The sequence below is a fragment of the Streptomyces apocyni genome, assembly GCF_009739465.1.
GTDB lineage: Bacteria > Actinomycetota > Actinomycetes > Streptomycetales > Streptomycetaceae > Streptomyces > Streptomyces apocyni.
The window spans coordinates 19,366-43,329 of record NZ_WHOM01000073.1 but is presented as its reverse complement, the minus strand read 5'-3'; the positions used below and the strand labels follow the sequence as shown (position 1 = coordinate 43,329).

At 70.7% G+C, this 23,964-nt stretch carries 15 protein-coding genes; 6 read left to right on the top strand and 9 right to left on the bottom strand.

The features are described from left to right. The 3 genes from GCN81_RS27225 to GCN81_RS27215 all read left to right on the top strand — a co-directional run. Positions 1–3,267, top strand: a 3,267-nt coding sequence (locus GCN81_RS27225; protein WP_156727226.1) for a type I polyketide synthase, incomplete at its 5' end; no start/stop codon positions are given. Between the two features lie 57 nt (positions 3,268–3,324). After that, the gene (locus GCN81_RS27220; protein WP_156727225.1) at positions 3,325–10,023 is read left to right on the top strand and encodes a type I polyketide synthase; all 6,699 of its coding nucleotides are present in this window, start codon (positions 3,325–3,327) and stop codon (positions 10,021–10,023) included. A 103-nt stretch (positions 10,024–10,126) separates the two neighbouring features. Next, positions 10,127–10,915: a thioesterase II family protein gene (locus GCN81_RS27215; RefSeq protein ID WP_231627004.1), complete on the top strand. Its 789-nt coding sequence runs from the start codon at positions 10,127–10,129 to the stop codon at positions 10,913–10,915. Between the two features lie 88 nt (positions 10,916–11,003). Here GCN81_RS27215 and GCN81_RS27210 read toward each other — a convergent pair whose 3' ends face one another. The 5 genes from GCN81_RS27210 to GCN81_RS27190 form a co-directional block, all read right to left on the bottom strand. Next, positions 11,004–11,237, bottom strand: a complete 234-nt coding sequence (locus GCN81_RS27210) for an acyl-CoA carboxylase subunit epsilon (RefSeq protein WP_156727224.1) — start codon at positions 11,235–11,237, stop codon at positions 11,004–11,006. 38 nt (positions 11,238–11,275) lie between these two features. Further along, positions 11,276–12,823 (bottom strand): acyl-CoA carboxylase subunit beta, encoded by a 1,548-nt coding sequence (locus tag GCN81_RS27205; protein WP_156727223.1) that lies wholly within the window; start codon positions 12,821–12,823, stop codon positions 11,276–11,278. Positions 12,824–12,825: 2 nt separating this feature from the next. After that, positions 12,826–13,653, bottom strand: a complete 828-nt coding sequence (locus GCN81_RS27200; RefSeq protein WP_197287797.1) for a 4'-phosphopantetheinyl transferase family protein — start codon at positions 13,651–13,653, stop codon at positions 12,826–12,828. A 2-nt stretch (positions 13,654–13,655) separates the two neighbouring features. Next, entirely contained in the window at positions 13,656–14,021 is a 366-nt protein-coding gene (locus GCN81_RS27195; protein WP_156727222.1) for an acyl carrier protein, read from the bottom strand. Between the two features lie 206 nt (positions 14,022–14,227). Further along, positions 14,228–16,555, bottom strand: a complete 2,328-nt coding sequence (locus GCN81_RS27190; RefSeq protein ID WP_156727221.1) for a BTAD domain-containing putative transcriptional regulator — start codon at positions 16,553–16,555, stop codon at positions 14,228–14,230. A gap of 307 nt (positions 16,556–16,862) precedes the next feature. On the opposite strand from GCN81_RS27190, the gene GCN81_RS27185 reads away from it, so the two are divergent. Then, a complete protein-coding gene (locus GCN81_RS27185; protein ID WP_156727220.1) occupies positions 16,863–17,552 on the top strand; it encodes a ScbR family autoregulator-binding transcription factor in 690 nt (229 codons plus the stop codon). Between the two features lie 100 nt (positions 17,553–17,652). Here the strand turns inward: GCN81_RS27185 and GCN81_RS27180 are convergent, their stop codons facing one another. The 3 genes from GCN81_RS27180 to GCN81_RS27170 form a co-directional block, all read right to left on the bottom strand. Then, a complete protein-coding gene (locus GCN81_RS27180; RefSeq protein WP_156727219.1) occupies positions 17,653–18,333 on the bottom strand; it encodes a ScbR family autoregulator-binding transcription factor in 681 nt (226 codons plus the stop codon). Between the two features lie 123 nt (positions 18,334–18,456). Next, positions 18,457–19,227, bottom strand: a complete 771-nt coding sequence (locus tag GCN81_RS27175) for a glucose 1-dehydrogenase (protein WP_156727218.1) — start codon at positions 19,225–19,227, stop codon at positions 18,457–18,459. A 52-nt stretch (positions 19,228–19,279) separates the two neighbouring features. Continuing rightward, positions 19,280–19,963: an HAD family phosphatase gene (locus GCN81_RS27170; RefSeq protein ID WP_156727231.1), complete on the bottom strand. Its 684-nt coding sequence runs from the start codon at positions 19,961–19,963 to the stop codon at positions 19,280–19,282. A 341-nt stretch (positions 19,964–20,304) separates the two neighbouring features. On the opposite strand from GCN81_RS27170, the gene GCN81_RS27165 reads away from it, so the two are divergent. Together GCN81_RS27165 and GCN81_RS27160 are read left to right on the top strand one after the other, a co-directional pair. Then, on the top strand, positions 20,305–21,273 hold the full coding sequence (locus tag GCN81_RS27165) for a ScbA/BarX family gamma-butyrolactone biosynthesis protein (RefSeq protein WP_231627001.1): 969 nt from the start codon (positions 20,305–20,307) through the stop codon (positions 21,271–21,273). Positions 21,274–21,450: 177 nt separating this feature from the next. Beyond that, entirely contained in the window at positions 21,451–22,320 is an 870-nt protein-coding gene (locus tag GCN81_RS27160) for a LolA-like protein (protein ID WP_231627000.1), read from the top strand. A gap of 132 nt (positions 22,321–22,452) precedes the next feature. On the opposite strand, the gene mmsA is transcribed toward GCN81_RS27160, so the two are convergent. Then, positions 22,453–23,955, bottom strand: a complete 1,503-nt coding sequence (gene mmsA, locus GCN81_RS27155) for a CoA-acylating methylmalonate-semialdehyde dehydrogenase (RefSeq protein ID WP_156727217.1) — start codon at positions 23,953–23,955, stop codon at positions 22,453–22,455. Positions 23,956–23,964: the final 9 nt, after the last annotated feature.

The window sequence follows — 23,964 nt, the reverse complement described above, 5'->3', positions numbered from 1 at the left end:
TCGCACGCCTTCCACTCCCCCCACATGGACGAGGTACTCGACGAGTTCCACGACATAGCCGCCCAACTCACCTTCAACGAACCGGCCATCCCCATCATCTCCACCCTCACCGGCACCCTCGCCACCCCCGAACAACTCACCTCCCCCCGCTACTGGACCGACCACATCCGCGGCACCGTCCGCTTCACCCACGCCCTCACCACCCTCCACAACACCGGCGTCCGCACCTACCTCGAACTCGGCCCCGACGCCGTCCTCACCCCCCTCACCCAGAGCACCCTGGAGCAGCCCGACAGGGCCACCGTCATCCCGCTCCAACGCCGTGGCCGCGACGAGCCCGACACCCTGGTCACCGCCATCGGCCAGGCCCACTCCGCCGGAGTGACGGCCGACTGGCGGGCCTACTTCGCCGACACCCACGCCCAGCACACCCCCCTGCCCACCTACGCCTTCCAGCACGAGCGCTACTGGCTGAGCGGCGGACCCGGGTCCGACGCGGCCGGGGCTGGGGCCGGGGCCGGGGCCGGGGCGGGGACGCTGGGGCATCCCGTTCTCGCCTCGAAGGTGGAGCTCGCCGAAGGGGCGGGCACCGTGTTCAGCGGGCAGCTTTCGGCGCGTAGTCAGCCGTGGTTGGAGGACCATGCCGTCCTGGACGCCCCGGTGGTCCCGGCTGCCGCGCTGCTCGATCTCGCCGTCCGCGCGGGTGACGAGCTCGGCGCGGGTGCCGTTGAACGGCTGACGCTGCACGCGCCGTTGGTGCTGCCCCGGCACGCGGCCGAGGTGCAGCTGACAGTGTCCCCGGCGGACCGTGACCGGCGCCAGGCGTTCGCCCTGCACGCCCGGCCGATCGGCGAGGGCAATCGCTGGACGACCCACGCCGCGGGCACCCTGCTGGCCGGGGACAGGACGGGGGCCGGGGCCGGGGCCGCACCCGCCCTGTCCGACGCGGCACAAGCCCAGGTCAGCGAGGCCGAGCTACCGGACCAGCTCGCCGCCGACGCCGCCCGGTACGGGCTGCACCCAGCGTTGCTCGACGCCGCGGCCCGTACCCCCGCGGTGCTCGGTATCGTCGGCACCGGTCAGGCGGGCGCCATCCGCGTCCCGGCCGACTGGCACGACGTACGCCTCCACGCGACCGGTGCGAGCGCGGTGCGGGTGAGCGCCGTGGACCTCGGGGACGGCGCGGTGTCGTTGCTGCTCACCGACGCGACCGGGCAACCGGTGCTGTCCGTCGGGCGGTTGGAGTTCCGGGACGTGCCGGACGCGGAGTTCGCGGTGGGCGGTGGGGCGGTGCAGCCGCTGTACCGCCTGGAGTGGGGCGCGGGCGCGCTGACCGAGCCGGATGTGCCGGTGCGGTGGGGCGTCCTCGGGCGGCAGGACGCCGCGCCCGACGCGACGTCGGCCGTGCGCAGCGACGGGAGCGTACCCTTCGCCGATGTCTCGGCGGTCGCCAAGGCCGTCGAGGCGGGGGCGCCCATCGACGCCGTGCGCGTGTGGGTCGGCACCAGTCCCGATGAGACCGACGTCGTGGCGGCGCTGCACACGCGCACCCACGCCACGCTGACCCTGGTGCAGGACTGGCTGGCCGACGACCGGCTGGCCGAGACACCGTTGGTCGCGGTCACCCGTGGTGCGGTGACGACCGGTATCGACGATGTGTCGGACCTGGGGGCGTCCGCCGCGTGGGGACTGCTGCGTTCCGCGCAGGCCGAGGCACCGGGGCGGATCGTCCTCGTCGATCTGGAGCAGCCGCTCGGTGGCGGCGTGACGGCCGAACAGCCTCTGCCCGAGGGCGCTTTGGGCGCGGTGGTCGCCTCCGGTGAGCCGCAGGCGGCGATCCGTGGTGGCACGGTTCGGTTGCCGCGCCTGCAGCGGAGTTCGGCGTCGACGTCGGCGACCAACGCGGCGTCGATGATCTCCTGGGACCCCGAGGGCACCGTCCTGATCACCGGTGGCACCGGAGCGTTGGGAGCGCTGGCCGCCCGCCATCTGGTGACCACGCACGACGTGCGGCGACTGCTGCTGGTCAGCCGTCGCGGCCCGGACGCGCCGGGCGCCGCCGAGCTGACGGCCGAACTGACCGCACTCGGCGCGCGGGTGACGGTCTCGGCCTGCGATGTGTCGGACCGTACGGCGCTGGCCGCGCTGCTGGAGGCCATCCCGGACGCGCACCCGCTGTCCGGTGTCATCCACACCGCGGGGGCGCTCGACAACGGGCTGCTCACCGATCTCACCCCGGACCGGATCGACGCCGTACTGCGTCCGAAGGCGGACGCCGCCTGGCATCTGCACGAGCTCACCCGGCGGATGGACCTGTCCGCGTTCGTCGTCTTCTCCTCCAGTACGGGGGTGATCGGCGGGCCAGGGCAGGCCGGGTACGCGGCCGCCAACGCCTTCCTGGACGGTCTGGCCGGTCATCGCGCGGCCCTGGGCCTCGCAGCGACGTCGATCGCCTGGGGGGTGTGGGACCTGACCGTCGGGCTGAACGCGGGGCTCGGCGAGGCAGGGGCCAAGCGGTACGCCCGTGAGGGGTTCCGGCCGATCGGGACCCGGGAGGGTACGGAGCTGCTGCACTCGGCCCTGGTCGACGGCGAGGCTCAGTTGGTCGCGCTGCCGGTGGATCTGTCGGCGATGCGGGCGCACGGCCGGGTGCCGTCGGTGTTCCACGGTCTGGTCAAGGGCGCCGACCGGCGCAGCGCCAAGTCCGGTGGCACGGCCGCCCCGTCGCTCGGCGGGCAGCTGGCCGCGCTGGAGCCCGCGGAGCGGCAGCAGGCCGTACTGGACGTGGTGTGCTCCGAGATCGCGGTCGTCCTGGGCCACTCGGGCGGGCGCGTCATCGAGCCCGAACGGCCTTTCCAGAAGCTGGGTTTCGACTCGATGACCGCCGTCGACCTCAGCAACCGGCTGACCGCGCAGACCGGGGTACGGCTCCCGGCCACGCTGGTCTTCGACCACCCGAACCCGGCCGCGCTCGGCGCCCATCTGCTGGACCGGATGGAGCTGGGCGGGGCGCCGGGGGCCCAGGCCCTCGCGGAACTGGACCGCCTGGAGGCGGCCCTGTCGGAGCTGGCGGACCTGGCGGGCGACGAGGAGACCCGGACGGCGGTGGCCGGACGGCTCCAGGCGCTGGTGTCGCGGCTCGGCGCGCAGGGCGGCGACGCCGCCGCTGACGACGACGCCACGGCCGTGACCGATTCGCTGAAGTCCGCGTCGGCGGCGGAGATCTTCGACTTCATCGACACCCAGCTCGGTCGTAGCGCGAGCTGACCCCGTGCGGGCGCGCCCCGGCGCGCCCGCCCTGTACCGAGGAGAGACGGAACCGGTATGTCGAACCAGTCCAACGACCAGTCCCATGACAAGCCCCATGACCAGTCCAGTAACCAGTCCAATGAAGAGAAGCTGGTCGAGTACCTGAAATGGGTGACCGCCGACCTGCACAAGGCACGGCAGCGGATCACCGACCTGGAGTCGGTCCAGGACGAGCCCATCGCGGTCGTCGGCATGGCCTGCCGCTACCCCGGCGGGGTGCGCTCGCCCGAGGACCTGTGGCGCTTGGTGCGCGACGAGGTCGACGGGATCTCTGAGTGGCCCACCGACCGCGGCTGGGACATCGAGGGGTTGTACGACCCGGAGCCGGGTGTGGCCGGGAAGTCGTACACCCGTGAAGGGGGCTTCCTGGACGGGGCGACGGAGTTCGACGCGCCGTTCTTCGGGATCTCCCCGCGTGAGGCCCTGGGCATGGACCCGCAGCAGCGGGTCCTGCTGGAGACCGCGTGGGAGGCGTTCGAGAGCGCGGGTATCGATCCGGGCACGCTGCGCGGCAGCAGGACCGGGGTGTTCGCCGGGGTGGTGGAACAGAGCTATCTCGACCGCGAGGGTCCCGAGGACCTCGAGGGCTATCTGATGACGAGCAAGCTCAGCAGCGTCGCCTCCGGGCGCATCTCGTACACCTTCGGGTTCGAGGGCCCCGCCGTGTCCATGGACACGGCGTGCTCGTCGTCGCTGGTGGCGCTGCACCTGGCCGTGCAGTCGCTGCGGTCGGGTGAGTCGACGCTGGCGCTGGCGGGCGGTGCCACGGTCTCCGGGTCGCCGAGCGGTTTCGTGGACTTCTCCCGGCAGCGGGGGCTCGCCCCGGACGGGCGCTGTAAGTCGTTCGCGGCGGCGGCCGACGGGACCGGCTGGAGTGAGGGCGTCGGGCTGCTGCTCGTCGAGAAGCTGTCGGACGCCGAGCGCAACGGGCATCAGGTGCTGGCCGTGATCCGTGGGACCGCCGTCAACCAGGACGGCGCGTCCAACGGTCTGACGGCCCCCAACGGCCCGTCGCAGGAGCGGGTGATCCGCCAGGCGCTGGCCAGCGCGGGTCTGACCACCGCCGATGTGGACGCGGTCGAGGCGCACGGCACCGGCACCCGGCTCGGCGACCCCATCGAGGCGCAGGCCCTGCTCGCCACGTACGGCCAGGGGCGTCCGGCGGACCGTCCGCTGTACCTGGGCTCGCTCAAGTCCAACATCGGGCACTCCGTCGCGGCCGCGGGCGTCGGCGGGGTGATCAAGATGATCGAGGCGATACGGCACGGTGTGCTGCCCAGGACCCTGCATGTGGACGAGCCCACCGGGCATGTCGACTGGGAGGCGGGCGCGGTCGAGCTGCTGAGCCAGGCGCGCGACTGGCCTGGCGTGGACCGGCCGCGGCGCGCGGGGGTCTCCGCGTTCGGGGTGAGCGGCACCAACGCGCATGTGATCGTCGAGCAGGCCCCGGCCCCGGCCGCCGAGCCTGAGGAGTCGCGCGAGCACGTGCCCCGGTCGGTCCCCGTACTGCCCTGGGTGCTTTCCGGCAAGACGCCGGGCGCGCTGCGGGACCAGGCGCGGCGGCTGGTCGCGTACGTGGGTGAGCGCGGCGAACTGAACCCGCTGGACGTGGCGTTCTCGCTGGCCACGGAACGGACCGCGTTCGAGCACCGGGCCGTGGTCACTGGCCGGGACATCGACGGACTGCTGGACGGCGTGCGCGCGCTGGCCGCCGACGAGCCGCACGCCGGGGTCACCGCCGGGGACCGCTGTACGGGCGGTACGGCCTTCCTGTTCACCGGGCAGGGCGCGCAGCGGGTCGGGATGGGCCAGGAGCTGTACGCCGCGTACCCGGCGTTCGCGTCGGCTTTCGACGCGGTGTGCGCCGCCCTTGACCCGCATCTGGAGCGCCCGGTGCGCGAGGTGATCGTCTCGGGCGACGGGCTTGACCGTACCGAGTACACCCAGCCCGCCCTGTTCGCCGTCGAGGTCGCGCTGTACCGGCTGGTGGAGTCCTGGGGGATCACGCCTGACCAGGTCGCCGGGCACTCGATCGGGGAGCTCGCCGCCGCCCATGTGGCGGGCGTGCTGTCCCTGGACGACGCCGCTCACCTGGTCGCGGCCCGCGGCCGCCTGATGCAGGCGCTTCCCGAAGGGGGCGCCATGGCCGCGATCCAGGCCATCGAGAGCGAGGTCGCCGCCTCTCTCACGGAGCACGGGGGCGGTGTCTCGATCGCGGCTGTGAACGGCCCGCGGGCGATCGTCGTCTCCGGTGACGAGGACGCGGTGGACGCGGTCTGCGCGCACTGGCGCGAGCAGGGCGCCAGGACGAAGCGGCTCACGGTGTCGCACGCGTTCCACTCCGCGCACATGGACGGCATGCTCGACGCCTACCGCGCGGTCGCCGCCCAACTCACGTACCACCAGCCGCGTATCCCGGTCGTGTCCACGGTGACCGGCAAGGCCGCGTCGCCGGTCCAGCTGACGTCGCCCGAGTACTGGGTCACGCAGGTGCGGGGCGCCGTCCAGTTCCTGCGGGCGGTGCGCACCCTGGAGTCCGACGGGGTCACAACGTTCCTCGAACTCGGCCCTGACACCACGCTGTCCGCGCTGGCCGCCGCGGGAGTCCAGGAGCCGGACGCGGTCCTGAGCGCGCATACCCTGCGGCCGGGGCAGGACGAGGCCGAGACGCTGACGCGCGCCGTGGGTGAGCTGCACAACCGGGGTGTACGCGTGGACTGGGCGGCGTACTTCGCCGACACGGGTGCCCGGGGCGTCCCGCTTCCCACGTACGCCTTCCAGCACGAGCGGTACTGGCTGAACGCCACGGCCGCGGCGACCGACGCCTCCGGCCTGGGTCTTCACCCGGGCGCCCACCCGTTGCTCGGCGCCAGGGTCGAACTCGCCGACGGGGAGGGGGCGTTGTTCACCGGGCGGGTCTCGCTGCGCAGCCACCCGTGGCTGGCGGACCACACCGTACTCGGGGTTCCGGCGCTGCCGCCCGCCGCGCTCGTGGACCTGGTCGTCCGCGCGGGCGACGAGCTCGGGGCCACGGCGGTGGACGACTTCACGCTGCACACTCCGCTGGCGCTGCCCGCCAGCACGCCGCTGCAACTCCAGCTGACGGTGGCCGCCCCCGACGCGGCGCGCCGCCGCGCCTTCTCGCTGCACGCCCGGCCGGACGGCGCGGACGTGCCGTGGACGGCGTACGCCAGTGGGCAGTTGGGCGGCGGCGCGCACCCCGTTCCCGGCGAGCCGCTCGCCTGGCCGCCCGAGGACGCCGAACCGCTGCCCCTGAACGAAGCGGAAGGGGCGGATGAGGCGGCCTCGGCGCGCGGCCTGACGGGCGCCTGGCGGCGGGGTGCCGAGATCCTCGCGGAGATCACGCTGCCCGAGGAACGGCACGGTGAGGCCGCCGATTTCGGTCTGCACCCGCTGCTGCTCGACACGGCGGTCCGCGCGGCCGGACTCGGCACGGACGCCGGTGTCCTCACGGACTCGGGCGTTCCCAGAGCCACGAGCGGTTTCGCAGCCGACTGGCGGGGGGTGCGACTGCATGCCACCGGGGCCACCACGGTCCGGGTGCGGGTGGTTCCCACGGGTGAGGGCGCGGTGCTGCTTGAACTGGCCGACCGGGCCGGACAGCCGGTGGCCACGGTGCGGTCGGTGACCTGGCGGGCCGTGGGCGCGGGTGAGGTCGACGCCGTACTGGCGCGCAAGGAGGACGCGCTGTTCCAGGTGGCGTGGCAGCCGGTAGCGCTTCCCGTGCCCGACCGGCCCCTCGCGCTGGGAGTACTCGACGATCCGGCCGCCCCGGTCGTGGCGGGTGTCCAGCGGTACGGCACGCTGGCCGACGCGGGCACCGCGATGGCCTCCGGGACGGGCCTGGACGCGCTGGTCGCCTGGCTGCCGTCCGCCACCGCATCCGCCGCCACGTCCGCCGCAACTCCGGGCGATGGCGGTCCGGCCGCGGCGGTCCACGAGCAGACCGAGTGGGCGCTGCGCCTGGTGCGGGAGTGGCTCGCCGACGAGCGCTCCGAGACGGCCCGGCTGGTGCTGGTCACCCGTGGCGGGGTCGCCACGGGCGACGAGGATGTGCCTGATCTCGCGGCGGCGGCCGTCTGGGGTCTGGTGCGCTCGGCGCAGTCGGAGGCGCCGGGCCGCATCCTGCTCGTCGACACCGACGGCGGTGACGGCAACGGCGGTCACGGCGGTCACGGCAACGGCATTCAGGTCTCTGATGACCTGCTCGCCTCGATCCTCGTGTCAGGCGAGCCGCAGACCGCGATCCGCGGCGGCCGGGTCCTGATCCCCCGTGTCCGTCGCGCGAACGTCCCGGCCGCGCGCGGCTCCTCCGCGGCGCGTCCCGGTTCGGGCGCCTGGAACCCGGACGGCACCGTACTGATCACCGGCGGCACCGGCAGCCTGGGCGCGCTGTTCGCCCGCCACCTGGCGACCGAGCACGGCGTACGCCATCTGCTGCTGCTCAGCCGCCGCGGCCAGGACGCACCGGGCGCCACCGAGCTGACAGCCGAACTCGCTGCGCTCGGCGCGCGGGTGACGATCGCCGCCTGCGACGCCGCCGACCGTACCGCGCTGGACACCGTGCTGCGCGCGGTCCCCGCCGAGCACCCGCTCACCGGAGTCGTGCACACCGCGGGCGTCATCGACGACGGGCTGGTCACCGACCTGACCCCGGAGCGGCTCGCCGCCGTACTGCGCCCCAAGGTCGACGCGGCGTGGAACCTGCACGAGCTGACCAAGGACCTGGACCTCTCCGCCTTCGTCCTGTTCTCCTCCATCGCCGGGGTGATCGGCGGCGCCGGACAGGCCAACTACGCCGCGGCCAACGCGTTCCTGGACGGCCTGGCCGCCCACCGCGCGGCGCACGGCCTCCCGGCGACCGCCGCCGCCTGGGGCCTGTGGGCGCAGGCCTCCGGTATCACCGGCGGCCTGGACGAGGCCGACCTCGCCCGGATCGCCCGCGCCGGGTTCCAGCCGATCACGTCCCAGCAGGGGCCGGGGCTGCTCGACCTGGCGCTCACCCTGCCGCACCCCGCCCCGGTGATCACCGGGCTCGACCTCGCGGCGATGCGGGAACAGCCGGAGCGTACGCCGCTGCTGCTGACCGCGCTGGTCCGCAGGCCGGTACGGCGCACCGCCAACAACTCCGAGCTGTCGGTGAGCGATCTGGCGGCACGACTCGCCGGGCTGGGCGACGAGGAACAGCGCCAGCTTGTCTGTGAGTTGGTCGCGGCTGACATGGCGGCCGTGCTCGGACACGCTGACGCGTCGGCCATCAACACCGCCGAGTCCCTGGCCACGTTGGGCTTCGACTCGCTGACCTCGGTCGAGCTCCGTAACCAGCTGGGCGCGAGCCTGGGCCTGCGGCTGCCGTCCACGCTGGTCTTCGACCACCCGACGCCCGAGGCCATGGCCGGATACCTGTGCGACGTGCTGCTCGACCAGGCGGGCGGCGGCCAGGCGGGCGGCGCGAGCAAGGTGTCGCGCGGCACGGTGGACTTCCCGGCGGAGATCCGGCTGGCCGCTGACATCCAGCCCGCCGCCGAGACCATACGGTTCGCGGACAACCCGGCCGAGGTCTTCCTCACCGGTGCGACCGGCTTCCTCGGCGCCTTCCTGCTGCGTGACCTGATGCGGGAGACACGAGCGGTGGTGCACTGCCTGGTACGCGCTGCGGACGAGGAGGCGGGTCTGTGCCGGCTGATCGACAACCTGCGCTGGTTCCGCGTCTGGGACGAGGTCGACGCCGACCGGCTGCGGGTCGTCGTCGGCGACCTCGCCCAGCCCCGGCTCGGGCTCTCCGACGAGACGTTCGACGCGCTGGCCCGTAGCGTGGACGCCGTCTACCACGCGGGGGCGACGGTCCACTGGCTGCACCCGTTCACCAGCCTGAGGGCGGCCAACGTCGGGGGCACCGAAGAAGTGCTGCGGCTGGCCGCACGGCACCGCACGGTGCCGGTGCACTACCTGTCGACCACCGGCGTCTTCGCGGGCGAACTCGCGCAGGGCGAGCCCCTGAAGGTGGACGACACCACCGGCCCCGTCGAGGCGCTGCCGAGCGGCTACCTGCAGAGCAAGTGGGTGGCCGAGCAGGTCATCGGCGTGGCCAGGGAACGTGGACTGCCGGTGTCGATCTACCGGGTCGACGTAATCTCCGGCGACCAGGTGAACGGCGCCTGCCAGACCCGCGACTTCGTGTGGCTGAGCCTGCGCGGTCTCGTCCAGGCCGGGGCGGTGCCCGCGGGGCTGGTCGGGAAGGTGCATCTGACCCCGGTGGACTACGTCAGTGCCGCCGTCGTCGCGCTGTCCAGGAAGGCCGATACGGTCGGCGGTAACTTCCACCTCTATAACCAGAGCCACCTGAGCTTCGCGGAATTCGTCGCTGAACTCCGCTCCGCTGGGCACCGATTGTCGGAGCTGGACTGGGAAAGCTGGAGCACACTGGTGCAGTCGGACCCCGAAAACGTCATGCTGCCCCTTCTGGAGGCCTTCGAAATGATGGCCTCGAATAACGAGGCCTTTTATCCGCCGGTCGATACCAGCGTGGCCGAGCGGGCGCTGGAAGACACGACAGTCCGGTGCGCACCGATGACCGTGGAGCTCTTCCAGCGGTACGTCGACTTCTTCGTCCAGGTCGGGTTCTTCCCGCGGGCCGACGTGGGCACCGCCGACCTCGAGCAGAGCGAGCTGCCGGAACTTCAGGCCTCCTGACCCTCACCGACCCCACCACACGACACCACACGACACCACACCGATGACAAGCGGCCGTCCGCTGCCCGATGGGGCGGTGGACGGCCGCTGGAATGGAGCCGACATGGAGATCACCTCAGGCACGAGCAGCACAACGCGGATGGAGAGCCCCTGGTTCCGGCAGTTCGCCGCGCCGTCCGACGACGCCCGTCTCCAGTTGTACTGCTTCCCGCACGCCGGTGGCGCGGCCAGCGCCTACGTGCCGCTGTCGCGTGCCCTGGGGCGCGAGATCGAGGTGCACGCGGTGCAGTACCCGGGACGTCAGGACCGCCGTCTGGAGGCGCCGGTCACCTCTGTTGTCGCGCTCGCCGAATCCGTGGCCACCGAGCTGGCGGCCCGTCCCGAACCCCACCGCCCGTACGCGTTCTTCGGCCACAGCATGGGCGCGGCGGTGGCGTACGAAACCGCCCGCCTGCTGGCGCGCCGTGCGGTGCCCGCGCCGCTGCGGCTGTTCCTGTCGGGTCGCGGCGCGCCTACCCCGAACCCGCCCCGCACCGACCAGCTGCACGACGACGAGGCGCTGGTCGCGGCGATCCGGCGGCTTGGCGGTACGGGGGGCCGGTTCCTGGAGGACCCGGAGCTGCTGGAGATGATCCTGCCCGCGCTGCGCGCCGACTACCGGGCACTCAGCGGCTACCACTGGGCGCCGGGGCCGCCGTTGGACATCCCGTTCACGGTGCTGGTCGGTGACGCGGATCCGGTCGTCGCCGTACCCGACGCGGCGGACTGGCTCGGGCACTCGGCGCTGCACGGGGACTTCAGGACCTTCCCCGGCGGTCACTTCTTTCTCGACAGCAACACCGCCGAGATCGTCGACGTGATCAGGGGCGCCCTCAGCGGAGCATCCGCCTGACCGGAGCGGTCGGCGGGGCGTACAGCACTGGGCGGGAACCGGGTGTCCGGTTCCCGCCCAGTGCTCTGCGCCCGCCGGCGTGCACGGGCTACCCGCCCACTGGGCTGCCCATCCGCCAGGTGCGCGGGCCGGTGTAGCCGCGCGTCCGCTCTGGCCTGCGCCAGCGGGCCACCGCCCGCTGGCCGCGCGACACATCGTCCGGCTCGGCGCCGGTCTGCGCGGCGCGGGACAGCAGAACCGCGGTGAGCGCGGCCAGTTCGGCCGCGCTCGGATCGCCCTTGACTACGCGGATCAGGTGAGTGTCCACCGCTTGGTCATCCATGTCCCCGCCCCTCTCACTCATCCTGGTGTCGACGGCTGTCACTGCGGCGGGTTGCCGTGCTTGCGGCAGGGCAGATCGGCGTCCTTGGAACGCAGCATGGCCAGCGACCGGGCCAGTACCGCGCGCGTGTCACGAGGGTCGATCACGTCGTCGACCAGGCCGCGCTCGGCCGCGTAATAGGGGTGGACGAGCTCCTCCTTGTACTCCTTGATCTTCTGCTGACGCATCGCTTCCGGGTCCTCGGCCGCGGCGATCTCCCGGCGGAAGACCACGTTCGCAGCGCCTTCGGCGCCCATCACGGCGATCTCGTTCGACGGCCAGGCCAGCGCGATGTCCGCGCCGATGGACCGCGAGTCCATCACGATGTACGCGCCGCCGTATGCCTTGCGCAGCACCACGGAGATCCTCGGCACGGTGGCGTTGCAGTACGCGTACAGCAGCTTCGCGCCGCGCCGGATGATGCCCTCGTGCTCCTGGTCGACGCCGGGCAGGAAGCCCGGCACGTCGACCAGGGTGACCAGCGGGATGTTGAAGGAGTCGCAGAACTGTACGAACCGCGCCCCCTTTTCACTGGCCTTGATGTCCAGCACGCCCGCCATGGCGTTCGGCTGGTTGGCGACGACGCCCACCACCTGGCCGCCGATCCGGGACAGCGCGCAGACGATGTTCGGCGCCCAGGCGGCGTGTACCTCCAGGTAGTCGCCGTCGTCGACGAGTTCGGTGAGGACCCCGCGGATGTCGTACGCGCGGTTCCCGTCCTCCGGGACGAGTTCCAGCAGGGCGTCGCCCGCCCGGTCCACCGGATCGTCGCTGAGTTCCGTCGGCGGCAGATCCCGGTTGTTGGACGGCAACAGCGACAGCAGATACCGCACCTCGGCCAGGCAGGTCTCCTCGTCGTCGTACGCGAAGTGCGCCACGCCCGAGGTCCCGGCGTGTACATCGGCGCCGCCCAGGCCGTTCTGGGTGACCTGCTCGCCGGTCACGGCCTGGACCACGTCGGGTCCGGTGATGAACATCTGCGAGATGTCCCGGACCGCGAAGACGAAGTCGGTGAGCGCCGGCGAGTAGGCCGCGCCACCGGCGCACGGGCCGAGCATCACGCTGATCTGCGGGATCACACCGGAGGCCTTGGTGTTGCGCTGGAAGATCCCGCCGTATCCGGCGAGCGCCGACACGCCCTCCTGGATGCGGGCCCCGGCCCCGTCGTTGAGCGACACCAAGGGCGCGCCCGCCGCGATGGCCAGGTCCATCAGCTTGTGGATCTTCTGGGCGTGGGCCTCGCCGAGTGCTCCGCCGAAGATCCGGAAGTCATGGGCGTACACGAAGACCGTGCGGCCCTCCACTGTGCCCCAGCCGGTGATGACTCCGTCCGAGTAGGGCCTCTTGTCCTCAAGACCGAAGCCGGTGGCACGGTGCCTGCGCAGCGCCTCGACCTCGGTGAAACTGCCCTTGTCGAGCAGCAGCGCGATCCGTTCGTGGGCGGTCAGCTTGCCCTTGGCGTGCTGCCGCTCGGTGGCCTTGGGGTCGGGCCCCTGGCGGGCCTGCTCCTTGAGTTCGGTCAGTTCCTGAAAGCGGTCCTGTGTCATCTTCACTCGCTTCCTGCGCCGTTCGCGGGCAGCGCGGTGCAGACCTGCTGCCTCGCGACGGCGATCAGTTCCGATGCGTCCTCGATGTACAGGCACTCCGTGGGGAGCCTGCGGGCGGTGGTGCAGTGGTCGTCGTCGGTGAGCAGCGCGGCCGCGGTGACATGGCTGGGGTATCCGGTGACGCTCCGCACCACCCAGCCCTTGGGCCGGTCGGATACGCCGTCTTCCCGTTCGCCCAGGTAGTCGGCGGCCAGGTCACGGCTGAGCCCGGTGCCGATGCCCTTGAGGTAGGCCTCCTTACGGGTCCACAGCCGCCCGAAGCTCACCGGCAGCTCGGCCTCCGGAAGCCGGGCCAGCTCCGCCTGCTCCTCGGGGTGCAGGGCGGGCAGACACAGTTCGGCTGTCTCCAGGGACGGCACTCGCTCCACATCGACGCCGACGGGTGAGGTGGCCACGCCGAAGATGGCCAGCCCGTGGCTGTGTGACAGCGAGAAGTGCAGCGGCAGGTCGGTGTCCAGGACGACGGGGCGGCCGTGGGGGCCGCCGCAGCCTGGGCAGGGTGCGCGGCCCAGGCGTAGGTGTGCGGGCGGGATGCCGACGTACGCGGCCAGCAGGCGCCGCAGGGCGATGTGCGCCGACAGGTAGAGCAGCCGGTCGTGTGGCTGGACGAACGATGCCGCGCGCTCCAGTTCGGCGTCGTCCAGCTCGGACTTGACCATGACCGTGGACCCCTCGTCGGTCCATGGCTGGCGCAGGGCCCACAAGTGCAGGTCCCCGTCCTCCGCGGCGATGACCGGTGCCGGCCCAGGGGCGCTGCCGGTTGCGGTCATGGTCACGGCTTGCGACCGCCCGCGGCGGCGAACTGCTCGACCGTGGGGCCGTCCAGCCGGCTCGCCAGCAGCGCCGCCACCTCCGCGACGGTGATGTCCCGCAGCAGGTCCACCGCGGACACCTCGATCCCCAGGGCGTCCTCCAGAGTGCGCCGGAGTTTGAGCGCGGTGATCGAGCCCACCCCCTGGCTGCGCAGCGAGCGGCTCGCGCTGACGCGGTGCGCGGGCGGAATCTCCAGAAAGCGCCCGAGCTCCTGACAGATGTAGTCCGCGATCGTGTGGGTCCGCAGTTCGAAGTCCGACGCCCGGAGGGCCAGTTGGTCTGGGTAGCGTTCGAGATAGGCGGCGGACACGGCCTGTTCGGTCATGATCAAGTCCCTCTCGGTGAGGCTTTCGCCCTTTACTCGGTGAATGAATTCCGTTGTCCAGCCAACCAGAGAATGGCAATTGGCAATCAAATGGCGAGTAAGTGGGGGCACGAGCGGAATAGCCGCGGAAAGCACGGCGAGAGCGGCAGCCGGGGGTTACCCGGCCACCGCTCTCGGTGTGCCCGTACGTAGTTGTCAGCGCGGGATCAGCGTGCGGCACTCCCCGAGAGCACGTCACGGGTGAGTGACGGACTCTCTGCGGAGCGTCGGGATTCGGGGCCGCGCAACGGGTCGAGCGCGATCGTCGTGGCATGGACCCGGCCAGCCGCCTGATCGGCCGACAGGCCGCGTGCGCCGTCGGGCACCCCGGCGACCGCCAGCAGCGGAACACGCCGGGACAGTCGCGCGATGGATTCGACAAGGTCTCGCGTCTCGTCGGCCAACTGAACATCGTCGACGATCAGCACCAACGGCCGGTCCCGCGCCGCCACTTCGAGGAACTGGTGCCATCCTTCTCGCCACTCGCCGTCACCGAAGCCACGCGTGGGCCGACTCGCGGGGTCGACGAACGGAATCAACCGTGCCACCAGCCAGTTCGCCCGCCCCTGATCACCGACGAGGCGGCGTACCGTCGTCTCCACCTTGTCCCGGATCGCGAGGGGAGAGTCGGCCCGCGTGATCCCGCAGTAGCCGGACAAGATCATCCGGTGCAGTTCGAACGGACCGCTCTCCGCCATGGACGGCGTGCACCAGCACAGCACCTGCACGGCCTGCGGATCCTCGGCGACGACCACCCGCCGGAACTCCGTCAGGATCCTGCCGCGTTCGTCGTCGGAACCGCCTCGCAAGGTGACCAGATGGGGCTGCGCCCAGCGGCTGCCGTGCGCTAACAGGCCCTTTAACAGGTTGAGTTCGCTCTGGTCAGCGACATCCTGGACCGGTTGCGGAGCGCCGTACATGTCCTCGACCGGTATGGCCCGCTCCACCGTCCACCTGGCCGGCGTGCCCTGCACCTGCGTGTAGGAGAACAGCGAGCCAGTGGTGTTGCGGGTCGTGGGCCCGACCTGTATCTCGCCTTCGGGTACGAGGGACAGCAGGATCTGGCACTCCTGGAGTAAGGCACCGCTGACCTGGAGGGGCGCGGCTCCACCGTCCGGCCCCTCACGTACCAGCGCCTCACCCGTACTGACCGCGGCACTGACGGCCGCGCACCCGGCCAGCGAGGCCAGCTGGCCGGTGGCCTCGGGTCCGCACGCGAACGCCTTGCGTAACTCCATCGCCGCCCGCACGGCGCGCTCGGCGTGGCCGTCCGGGTGGTCCCGCGCGGGAAAGAGTCCGAGGCTCACGGTGCCCATGGACGCTGCGACCGTGCCACCCAGAGCTTCGACCTGCTCCCGGATCAGGCTGCTCATCCGGTCGAGGGCGGTGTCCACCTCCTCGCCTCCCGGCACCCCGGAGTCGGGGCCCAGTTCGGCGCGGACCAGCAGGACACTGACCTCCTTGCGTACGGCCGCGACTGCCGTGCTGGCTGGTGGGGCGTACGGGGCAGCTTCGAGCGTGGCCGGTACGGGCGGGGCGGAGGGTGTGGACAGTACGGGCGGGGTGGGCAGGGTGGACGGGGCGGGCAGGGCGGAAGGCGCGGGCGTCGCCATGTGCCGTCCGCGCCCTGCCTGCTCTCCCTGCTCTCCCTGCCCTGCCTCCCCTGCCTGCCTTCCCTGCCGCTCGGGGCGTGGCCGCGGACTCGTGGTTACCAGCTCGGCGGGTTCTGGCTGCTGGAGCGCGGGATCGTGCAGCAGTATGGCCTGCTGAAGCGTTTGCAGCTCCCGGCTGGGCTCCAGGCCCAGATCCTCGACCAGCACCCTCCGCAGCCGGCTGTAGACGCCCAACGCGTCGGCCTGGCGGCCACAGCGGTACAGCGCGCGCATCAGCTGGCCACAGGAGCGCTCCCGCAGCGGCTCGCTCTCGACCATCGCCTCCAGCTCCCCGAGCATCCCGTAGTGCCGCCCGCACGCCAGCTGCGCGTCGAAGAGGTCCTCCAGGATGTCCAGGCGCGCGTTCTGCACCGTGGTCAACTCGCTCCAGAAGAAGCCGACTTCCACCAGGTCGGACAACACATCGCCGCGCCACAGATCCAGCGCGTCGCGCAGCAGCCGCGCGGCCTCCTCGGGCGCGCCCGCGGCGAGCCTGGCCCGGCCTTCGGCCACCCACTGGCGGAACAGATGCAGGTCCACATCCTCGGGGGCGACCTCAAGGAGATATCCAGGAGCCTGCGTACGCAGCGCCACCGGCGTGCCCGGCTCATCCTCCACGGACAGGGCCCTGCGCAGCCCCCACACCGCGTTCTGCAGGATCTTCCGGGCCGTGGCTGGCGCCTCCTCAACGCTCCAAAGGGCCTTCAGGAGCTGGCTGGTGGGCACGACCTGGTTGGGCTGCAGCAGCAGGAAGCCCAGCGCCGCACGCTGCTTGCTTCCTCCGAGTTCGATCTGACGGCCGCTGGCGGTCACTTCCAGCGGGCCCAGCATCTTGAACCGCATGTTCCCTCCCCCTCGATTCGCGCGGCCGAGTGCTGCCACGCACCCACGATCTAACGAGAGATTACAAACCGCTGCGTCGGTTTGTCAAAGACTCAAGAGCTCAACCTGCCGCCAAACCAGGGCAAATAGACCCACATCGGAGGCTCAAGCAGAGAGCAGTCCCCGGAGCATCCACCAGCTCCCACCCACTTCAGGAAGTCTTTACTGTACAAACAGGGCGCACGACTGGAATAAATACCTAGAGGTTGGTTTCATTGCCACCCATGACATCCACCCCTTCGAGCCCTCAGCACCGCGAGGACTGATCGTGAGCAAGCAGGAACGCGCTGTCCGTACCCGTAGCCAGCTCATCGTGTCCGCCGCCAGGGCTTTCCGCCAGCACGGCTACACGGAGGCCAGCATGACCGCCATCAGCCGACTGAGCGGCGTCAGTTCGGGGGCTCTGTACTTCCACTTCCCCAGCAAGGCCGCACTGGCCGAGGCCGTGGAGACGGAGGCCTCCCACACCCTGCACACCGTGGCCCGACGGAGCGGCGAGGGGCGCGTGTCCGGGCTCCAGGCGCTGGTCGACACCTCACACGCACTGGCCCAGGTGCTACGCGAGAACGTCGTCGCCAAGGCCGGGCTGCGGCTCAACTGCGACGGCCACGCCTCTCGGCTCGATCTGCACCTCGAGTGGCAGACGTGTGTGCATCGGCTTCTCACCGAGGCGGCCCGTGACGGGTGGCTCAACCCCGAACTGTCGCGCCAGCACACGGCCTCGGCGATCGTCGCCGCCACCGTGGGCTTCGAGGTACTGAGCGATTCCGACCAGGCGTGGATCTCCAGAGGCTCACTCACCGGCTTCTGGCAGTTGCAGCTACCCCGGATGGCGACACCGGAAGCTCTCGGCCAACTGGACCCGGCCGGCTCAGAGTCGGCATGGACTGCCGCGCAGGCTGTCCCACGCGTCCCCGAACCAGCCGCCGCCCCCACGGACACCGCCGCACACCCCTAGGGCCTGTCGGGCCTGCCCGGTCCGCTGGACGCCGCATCGACCTGGCCGAACCCTGACGAACAGACTCTCCAGTCTGCCGCCAGGGCCCCCAGGCAGAACCTCAGCCGTCCACCGGTGCAACCACCTCGTCGCGGACGGCGGCGGTCCCCTCCGCCTCAGCCAGAGCGCGCGCCCCGCGCCCCGGCGCCATATCGAGCGTGGCCAGCACCGCGGGAACCGCGATGCTGGGCATCAGGTGCCGGTAGAGAGTCGAGGCTCGCTGATCCAGCTCGTGACGCTTGTTCGTCGTCCGGGCCATCATGTTGACCCCCGCGTAAGCCCCGACCAGGAGGATGGCACTCTCGACCGGGTCGACATGCGCGAGCAGTTCCCCCCGGTCCCTTGCCTCCTGAAGCGTGCGCGTGTGGATCTCAGCCCAAGCCACATACGGGCCGCTGCGGTCGAGCTGCACCCCCATGTCGTCCAAGGTGAGCCGGACGCTGCCGCGGACCAGTGGGTCATAGCTGAGGCGATGAGCGAAGACCATGCCCAGGTCAACGAACTCCTGCAGCTTAGACGCCTGCGGGAGTTGCCGGGGGGCTTGGGCCACCTGTGCGTCCAGCACCGCCAGTGCCAGGGCCTTCTTGGAGTCGAAGTGAAAGTACAGCGCTCCCTTGGTCACCCCTGCTCGCGTGAGAATGTCGGTGATCTTCGCTGCGTCGTACCCGCGCTCCTCAAAGACCTCGGCCGCCGCCTCCAAGATCACTCGGCGGGTACGGATCCCGCGATCCTGTTTCGCCACCTGGCTGTCCTAACTGTGCAAGCCCTTACTGTCGGGCGATCAATACGCGCCACGCACGTATGTGGGACAGGCCATTAAAACCAACGAGTCAGTATGTAATCAACGCCACCCCTCGTGACACGGTCAAATAATGGTGAAACCGCCGTCGACCGGCACCGTGACGCCGGTGACGAACGAGGCACGGTCACTACAGAGAAAGGCCACGGCCTCGGCGATCTCCTCGGGCTCCGCGGTGCGCGGCTGCGGTGTCGCCGCGTGCAGCACCTCCTCGATGCCGGGATTGTTTGCGAACCACTCCGCCACCACCTCGCTCCGCGTGGTGCCGGGGGCGACCGCGTTGACGCGGATCCCCCGGTCCGCGTACTCCGCGGCGGCTGCCTTGGTGAGGCCGATCACCGCGTGCTTCGACGCGACGTAGGGCGCCGCCACCGGGGTCGCGAGAAGACCGCCCACGCTGGCGTTGTTGACTATCGCGCCGCCGCCGCACTCCAGCATCGCGGCGAGCTCGTCACGCAGGCAGTTCCACACCCCGCGCACGTTGACGTCCATGATCTGGTCGTAGAGCTCGTCCCCCATCTCATGCAGCGGGGTGCGCCCCACCCCCCAACCGGCGTTGTTGAAGGCCACGTCCAGTCGCCCAAATCGGGAGACGGCATGGGCCACTGACCGGGCCGTGTCCGCCGCCCGCGTCACGTCGGCAACGACGTACTCGGCCTCGGCCCCACCGGCGCGCAGCTGGGCGACGAGCTTCTCGAGCCGCTCCGCGCGGCGGGCCATGAGCACCACCTTGGCCCCCTCGCGCGCGAACACCCGGGCGGCCGCGGCCCCGATGCCGCTGCTCGCGCCGGTGATCAGGGCGACCTTGGCGGGCAGCAGGCGGTGGTCCTCAGTCATGGTCATTCCTCCGTAACGGGACTGAATCGGCAGGGCGCTCAGAGACGGGCCCTCAGGTCCAGGCGGTGCCCGTGGCCGCCTCCCTGTCCACGGTGCGCAGGAGGTGCTCGTCAATGCCCGCCAGCGAGTCCACAAGATGCCGCACGCCGGCCTCGCGCATCAACTGGCGCTGGAAGCCGTGCGCGAAGTCGCTGGGATGGCCTATGAACGGCACGTCGAGCTCTTTGGCTGTCTCGGCGACGCGCGCCACGTCGTCGATGAACACCACCTGGTCGAAGTGGAGTGAGAACACCTCGGTGGTGATCTCCGCGACCCCCGGGCGGAAGTCGTTGGTGCAGACGTACCGCGGACCGTCGAAGAGTTCGGCGAGCTCGCCCGCATGGCGGTCGAAGTGGGTCTTGTCCAAGCCGCCGTAACACACCGTCCACAGCCCCAAAGAGCGCAGCCTGTGCAGGAGTTCAACGGCCCCGTCCAAGACACGGATCGGCTCGTCCGCGAGGTAGGCGTCCCGCTCCGCGAAGTAGGCCGCCAGGATCTCGTCCTCGGTCAGGTCGAGTCCGGCGGCGGCGCCGAGCGCGCGGCAGGCGACACGCTGAGGCTGGGAGAAGATCTCCCGCTCCACGGCCGCGTCGTAGCGACCGCCGCGCCGAGTGATGAACTGGTGGATAACGGGACTGAACGTGTCGTTCAGGAGTACTCCGTCGATGTTCACAGCGGCGAGCCGCAGCTGCTCCACGTGATCCACAGCATTCTCCAGTCACGCCAATAAAAACCGGGGAGTACGGATGTTACGCTCCGGAAAGGTGTCGACACAACCTTCCAGCCAAGCCCTCACTCTTGTTGATCCGTAAACTTCCCCCATGCGCCACGCGAACCCGCACACCCCAATGACCAGGATACCCAGGGGTGTTGCTGAGCGAATCGGACGATGCGCTTCCAGATCTCCGTGTCGCGAGGTGCGCGCCACCATCAAACCTCAGCCACGGAATCTGTTGCGAATCAAACCGAGGAGTACGTATCTTTCATCGGGCAGGGCGCAGCACATGCCTATTCGGTCAGGTCCTTCAGGGGGAAGTCATGACGCAGACGCTTGCTGCCACACACGACCATTCACTCGCCTTAGGCTCCGCTCTCGCCGAGCCTTCGCACTCCACTCTCACCTCGACGGTGCCCCGGCAGCTGGTCCACCGCGCCGCCGTGGCCGAGGTCTTCCTGACGGGTTGCCGGCAGCTCGCCGACGACCACTACGTGATATCGGCGCAGTGGCCGCGAGCCCACAGCTTCTTCGCCCCCGTATCGGGTCACTACGACCCAATGCTGGCCGCCGAAACGATTCGGCAGGTAGGCACCCTGCTGGGCCACTCAGCCTTTGGGGTACCCCTCGACCACCAGTTCCTGATGTGGGATCTCAACTACACGGTCATACCAGGGCACCTGGCCATCGGGGCCCGTCCTGCTGACCTCGAACTTGACGTCGTCTGTAGCGAGATTCGCAGGCGCGGCACCAGGCTGACAGGACTGCGCTACGAGGTCGCGATCCGCCACGACGGGCGGGTCATCGCGACCGGCGGCCTCGGCTACACCTGCGCATCGCCGGAGCTCTACCGCAGGCTGCGTGGTGCGCGGTTGGCGACCGCCGCTGTGCCGCTGCTCCCCGGCACCCCCGTCCCACCCGCCCGGGTTGGCCGCTCGTCTGGCTCAGACGTCGTCCTGGGGCCCGCCGCTCACCCGCGGTGCTGGCAACTGCGGGTCGACACCCAACACCCCGTCCTTTTCGACCACTACGTCGACCACGTCCCCGGAATGGTCCTGCTGGAGGCCGCCCGACAGGTGGCGCACGCGATGGCACCGGGCGACGCCCCGCTGCTGCCCACGTCCGTGCACAGCACCTTCTCCCGGTACGTCGAGTTCGGTAGCCCCTGCTGGATCGAGGCCGAGTACCCCGCGGACGACCCCACCGGCCTGAACAGCGGCCTGGTGGTGAGGGCCCATCAAGAGGGCGAGACCGTCTTCACCTCCACCGTCACCACCGCGGTGCCGGCCTGACCCAGACTCGGGGACTGCCGGGTTCCGGCAGTCCCCGGCTCGATCGAGTGTCCGACCTCTCTACTAGAGTCCGCCGCGGACACACAGGAGAATCAGAGGCGAACTCACCGACGTGGCTCGCGGTGGCTCTCAGACGGGTCCACAGACGAGTTCACAGACATCCAGGGGTGGACAGACATGAAGATGCGGACCCTCGTGGCCTGCGCGGCAGCCGTCACGATCGCGGCGGGCGCGACGGCCTGCGGCTCCGACTCCGTCAAGGAGACGGCCGAAGGCGTCAAGGAGAAGGCTGGCAGCGCCGTTCCGGCAGCGCTCCTGCGCGCCACGACCAAGACGGACAAGATGGGGTCCGCCGAGGTCTCCATGGCCACGGATCTCGGCAACGGCCAGCCGATCTCCATGGACGGCACCTACACCTGGGGCGACGGCCTCGGCTTTGACGTCGAGATGGACGCCAAGGCATCGGGCATGCAGGCGCTCGTCTCCGGCGACACCGTCCGGTCGCTGTTCGTCGACGGTTCGTACTACTACAAGGTGAACCCGCAGCCGAGCGGCCCGCTTCAGGGCAAGCAGTGGATGAAGATAGACGCGTCCGCGGTGATGGGCGACGAGGCGTCCGCGAACCTCCAGTCGCAGAACGCGGACCCGACGGCCGGGCTGCGCGGTATCAAGCACGCGAACGACGTCGAGAACCTCGGTGAGGAGACGGTCGGCGGCAGGAAGGCGACGCACTACAAGGCGGCGCTCCCGCAGACCGCCTTCGGTCTCGACAACGACTCGGCGATGGGCCAGCTCGCCGGGAACGCCGAGATCGACATCGAGATCTGGGTGGACGGCAAGGACCTGCCGGTCCGGATCAAGCAGAAGATGGGCGCCATGACGGTGACGATGGACTTCGAGAAGTTCGGCGCCGCCAAGAAGATCACGGCACCGCCCGCCGCCGAGACCGGCGACGTGACCGACGAGGTCAAGGCCGGACAAGGTGGGGCTCAGGGCGGCGTGCAAGGCAGTGTGCAGGGCGGCATGCAAGGTGACGCGCAGGGCTAAGCCTGCGGGAGGACGGCCAAGCCAAGATCGGCGGCACGCACGACCGCCGACCTGGGCTTGGTTCCGTTCTCATGTGGCCCGCGCCCGAGCCTGGGGGCCGAGCCCGGGCCTGGTCCTGTGGCCCCAGGTGCCTCAGTGGTTGCGGGGGAAGCCCAGGTCCACCGCGGACGGCGAGTCCGACGGGTCGGGCCAGCGAGTCGTGACGACCTTGCCGCGCGTGTAGAAGTGCGTGCCGTCGTTGCCGTAGACGTGGTGGTCGCCGAAGAGCGAATCCTTCCAGCCGCCGAACGAGTGGTAGCCCACCGGCACCGGAATCGGCACGTTGACGCCGACCATCCCCGCCTCGATCTCCAACTGGAAGCGCCGGGCCGCCCCGCCGTCGCGGGTGAAGATGGCCGTGCCGTTCCCGAACGGCGAGGCGTTGATCAGCTCCACGCCCTCGTCGTACGTCTCGGCCCGCAGGACGCACAGCACCGGACCGAAGATCTCGTCCCGGTAGGCGTCGGCGGTGACCGGAACCCGGTCGAGCAGCGAAAGCCCGATCCAGTGCCCGTCCTCATGCCCCTCGACCGTGTACCCGGTGCCGTCGAGCACGACCTCGCAGCCCTGGTCAGCGGCGCCCTTCACATACGACGCGACCTTGTCGCGATGCGCGGCGGTGATCAGCGGCCCCATCTCGGAGGCCGGGTCGTTGCCGGGCCCGATCTTGATCTTCTCGGCACGCTCCCGGATCTTGTCCACCAGCGCGTCACCGATCCCACCGACCGCCACCACCGCGGAGATCGCCATACAGCGCTCGCCAGCCGAGCCGTACGCCGCCGACACCGCCGCGTCCGCGGCCGCGTCCAGGTCGGCGTCGGGCAGGACGAGCATGTGGTTCTTGGCGCCGCCCAAAGCCTGCACCCGCTTGCCGTTGGCCGAGGCCGTGGTGTGGATGTAGCGGGCGATCGGCGTCGAGCCGACGAACGACACGGCCGCCACGTCCGGGTGCTCAAGCAGCCGGTCCACGGCCACCTTGTCGCCGTGCACCACATTGAACACACCGTCCGGAAGCCCCGCCTCCGCCAGCAGTTCGGCGATCTTCATCGAGGCGGACGGGTCCTTCTCGGACGGCTTGAGTACGAAGGTGTTCCCACAGGCGATGGCCATCGGGAACATCCACATCGGCACCATGGCCGGGAAGTTGAACGGCGTGATCCCGGCGACGACACCCAGCGGCTGCCGGATCGAGGCGACATCCACCCGGCTGGACACGGACGTGGACAGCTCGCCCTTGAGCTGAACCGTGATCCCGCAGGCCAGGTCCACGATCTCCAGACCGCGGGCCACCTCGCCCAGCGCGTCCGAGTGCACCTTGCCATGCTCGGCGGTGATCAGCTCGGCGATATCGTCGCGATGCGCGTCGAGCAGCGCGCGGAACTTGAACAGAATGCTGGTGCGCTGGGCCAGCGACGAGGTGCCCCAGCTCGCGTAGGCCTCCCGCGCGGCGGCGACCGCGGCGTCCACCTCGTCCACGGACGCGAAGGCGACCTGAGTGGTGACCTTGCCGGTGGCCGGGTCGGTGACCGGCCCGTGGGTACCGGACGCCCCCTCGACGGTCTTGCCACCGATCCAGTGGTTGACGGTCTTCGTCATGACGTACTC

Coding starts and splice junctions, on each gene's coding strand:
- GCN81_RS27195 (WP_156727222.1), bottom strand. CDS start 14,021: ATGACCGAACAGGCCGTGTCCGCCGCCTATCTCGAACGCTACCCAGAC.
- GCN81_RS27215 (WP_231627004.1), top strand. CDS start 10,127: ATGGAGATCACCTCAGGCACGAGCAGCACAACGCGGATGGAGAGCCCC.
- GCN81_RS27165 (WP_231627001.1), top strand. CDS start 20,305: ATGACGCAGACGCTTGCTGCCACACACGACCATTCACTCGCCTTAGGC.
- GCN81_RS27190 (WP_156727221.1), bottom strand. CDS start 16,555: ATGCGGTTCAAGATGCTGGGCCCGCTGGAAGTGACCGCCAGCGGCCGT.
- GCN81_RS27220 (WP_156727225.1), top strand. CDS start 3,325: ATGTCGAACCAGTCCAACGACCAGTCCCATGACAAGCCCCATGACCAG.
- GCN81_RS27175 (WP_156727218.1), bottom strand. CDS start 19,227: ATGACTGAGGACCACCGCCTGCTGCCCGCCAAGGTCGCCCTGATCACC.
- GCN81_RS27200 (WP_197287797.1), bottom strand. CDS start 13,653: ATGACCGCAACCGGCAGCGCCCCTGGGCCGGCACCGGTCATCGCCGCG.
- GCN81_RS27210 (WP_156727224.1), bottom strand. CDS start 11,237: ATGGATGACCAAGCGGTGGACACTCACCTGATCCGCGTAGTCAAGGGC.
- GCN81_RS27205 (WP_156727223.1), bottom strand. CDS start 12,823: ATGACACAGGACCGCTTTCAGGAACTGACCGAACTCAAGGAGCAGGCC.
- mmsA (WP_156727217.1), bottom strand. CDS start 23,955: ATGACGAAGACCGTCAACCACTGGATCGGTGGCAAGACCGTCGAGGGG.
- GCN81_RS27160 (WP_231627000.1), top strand. CDS start 21,451: ATGAAGATGCGGACCCTCGTGGCCTGCGCGGCAGCCGTCACGATCGCG.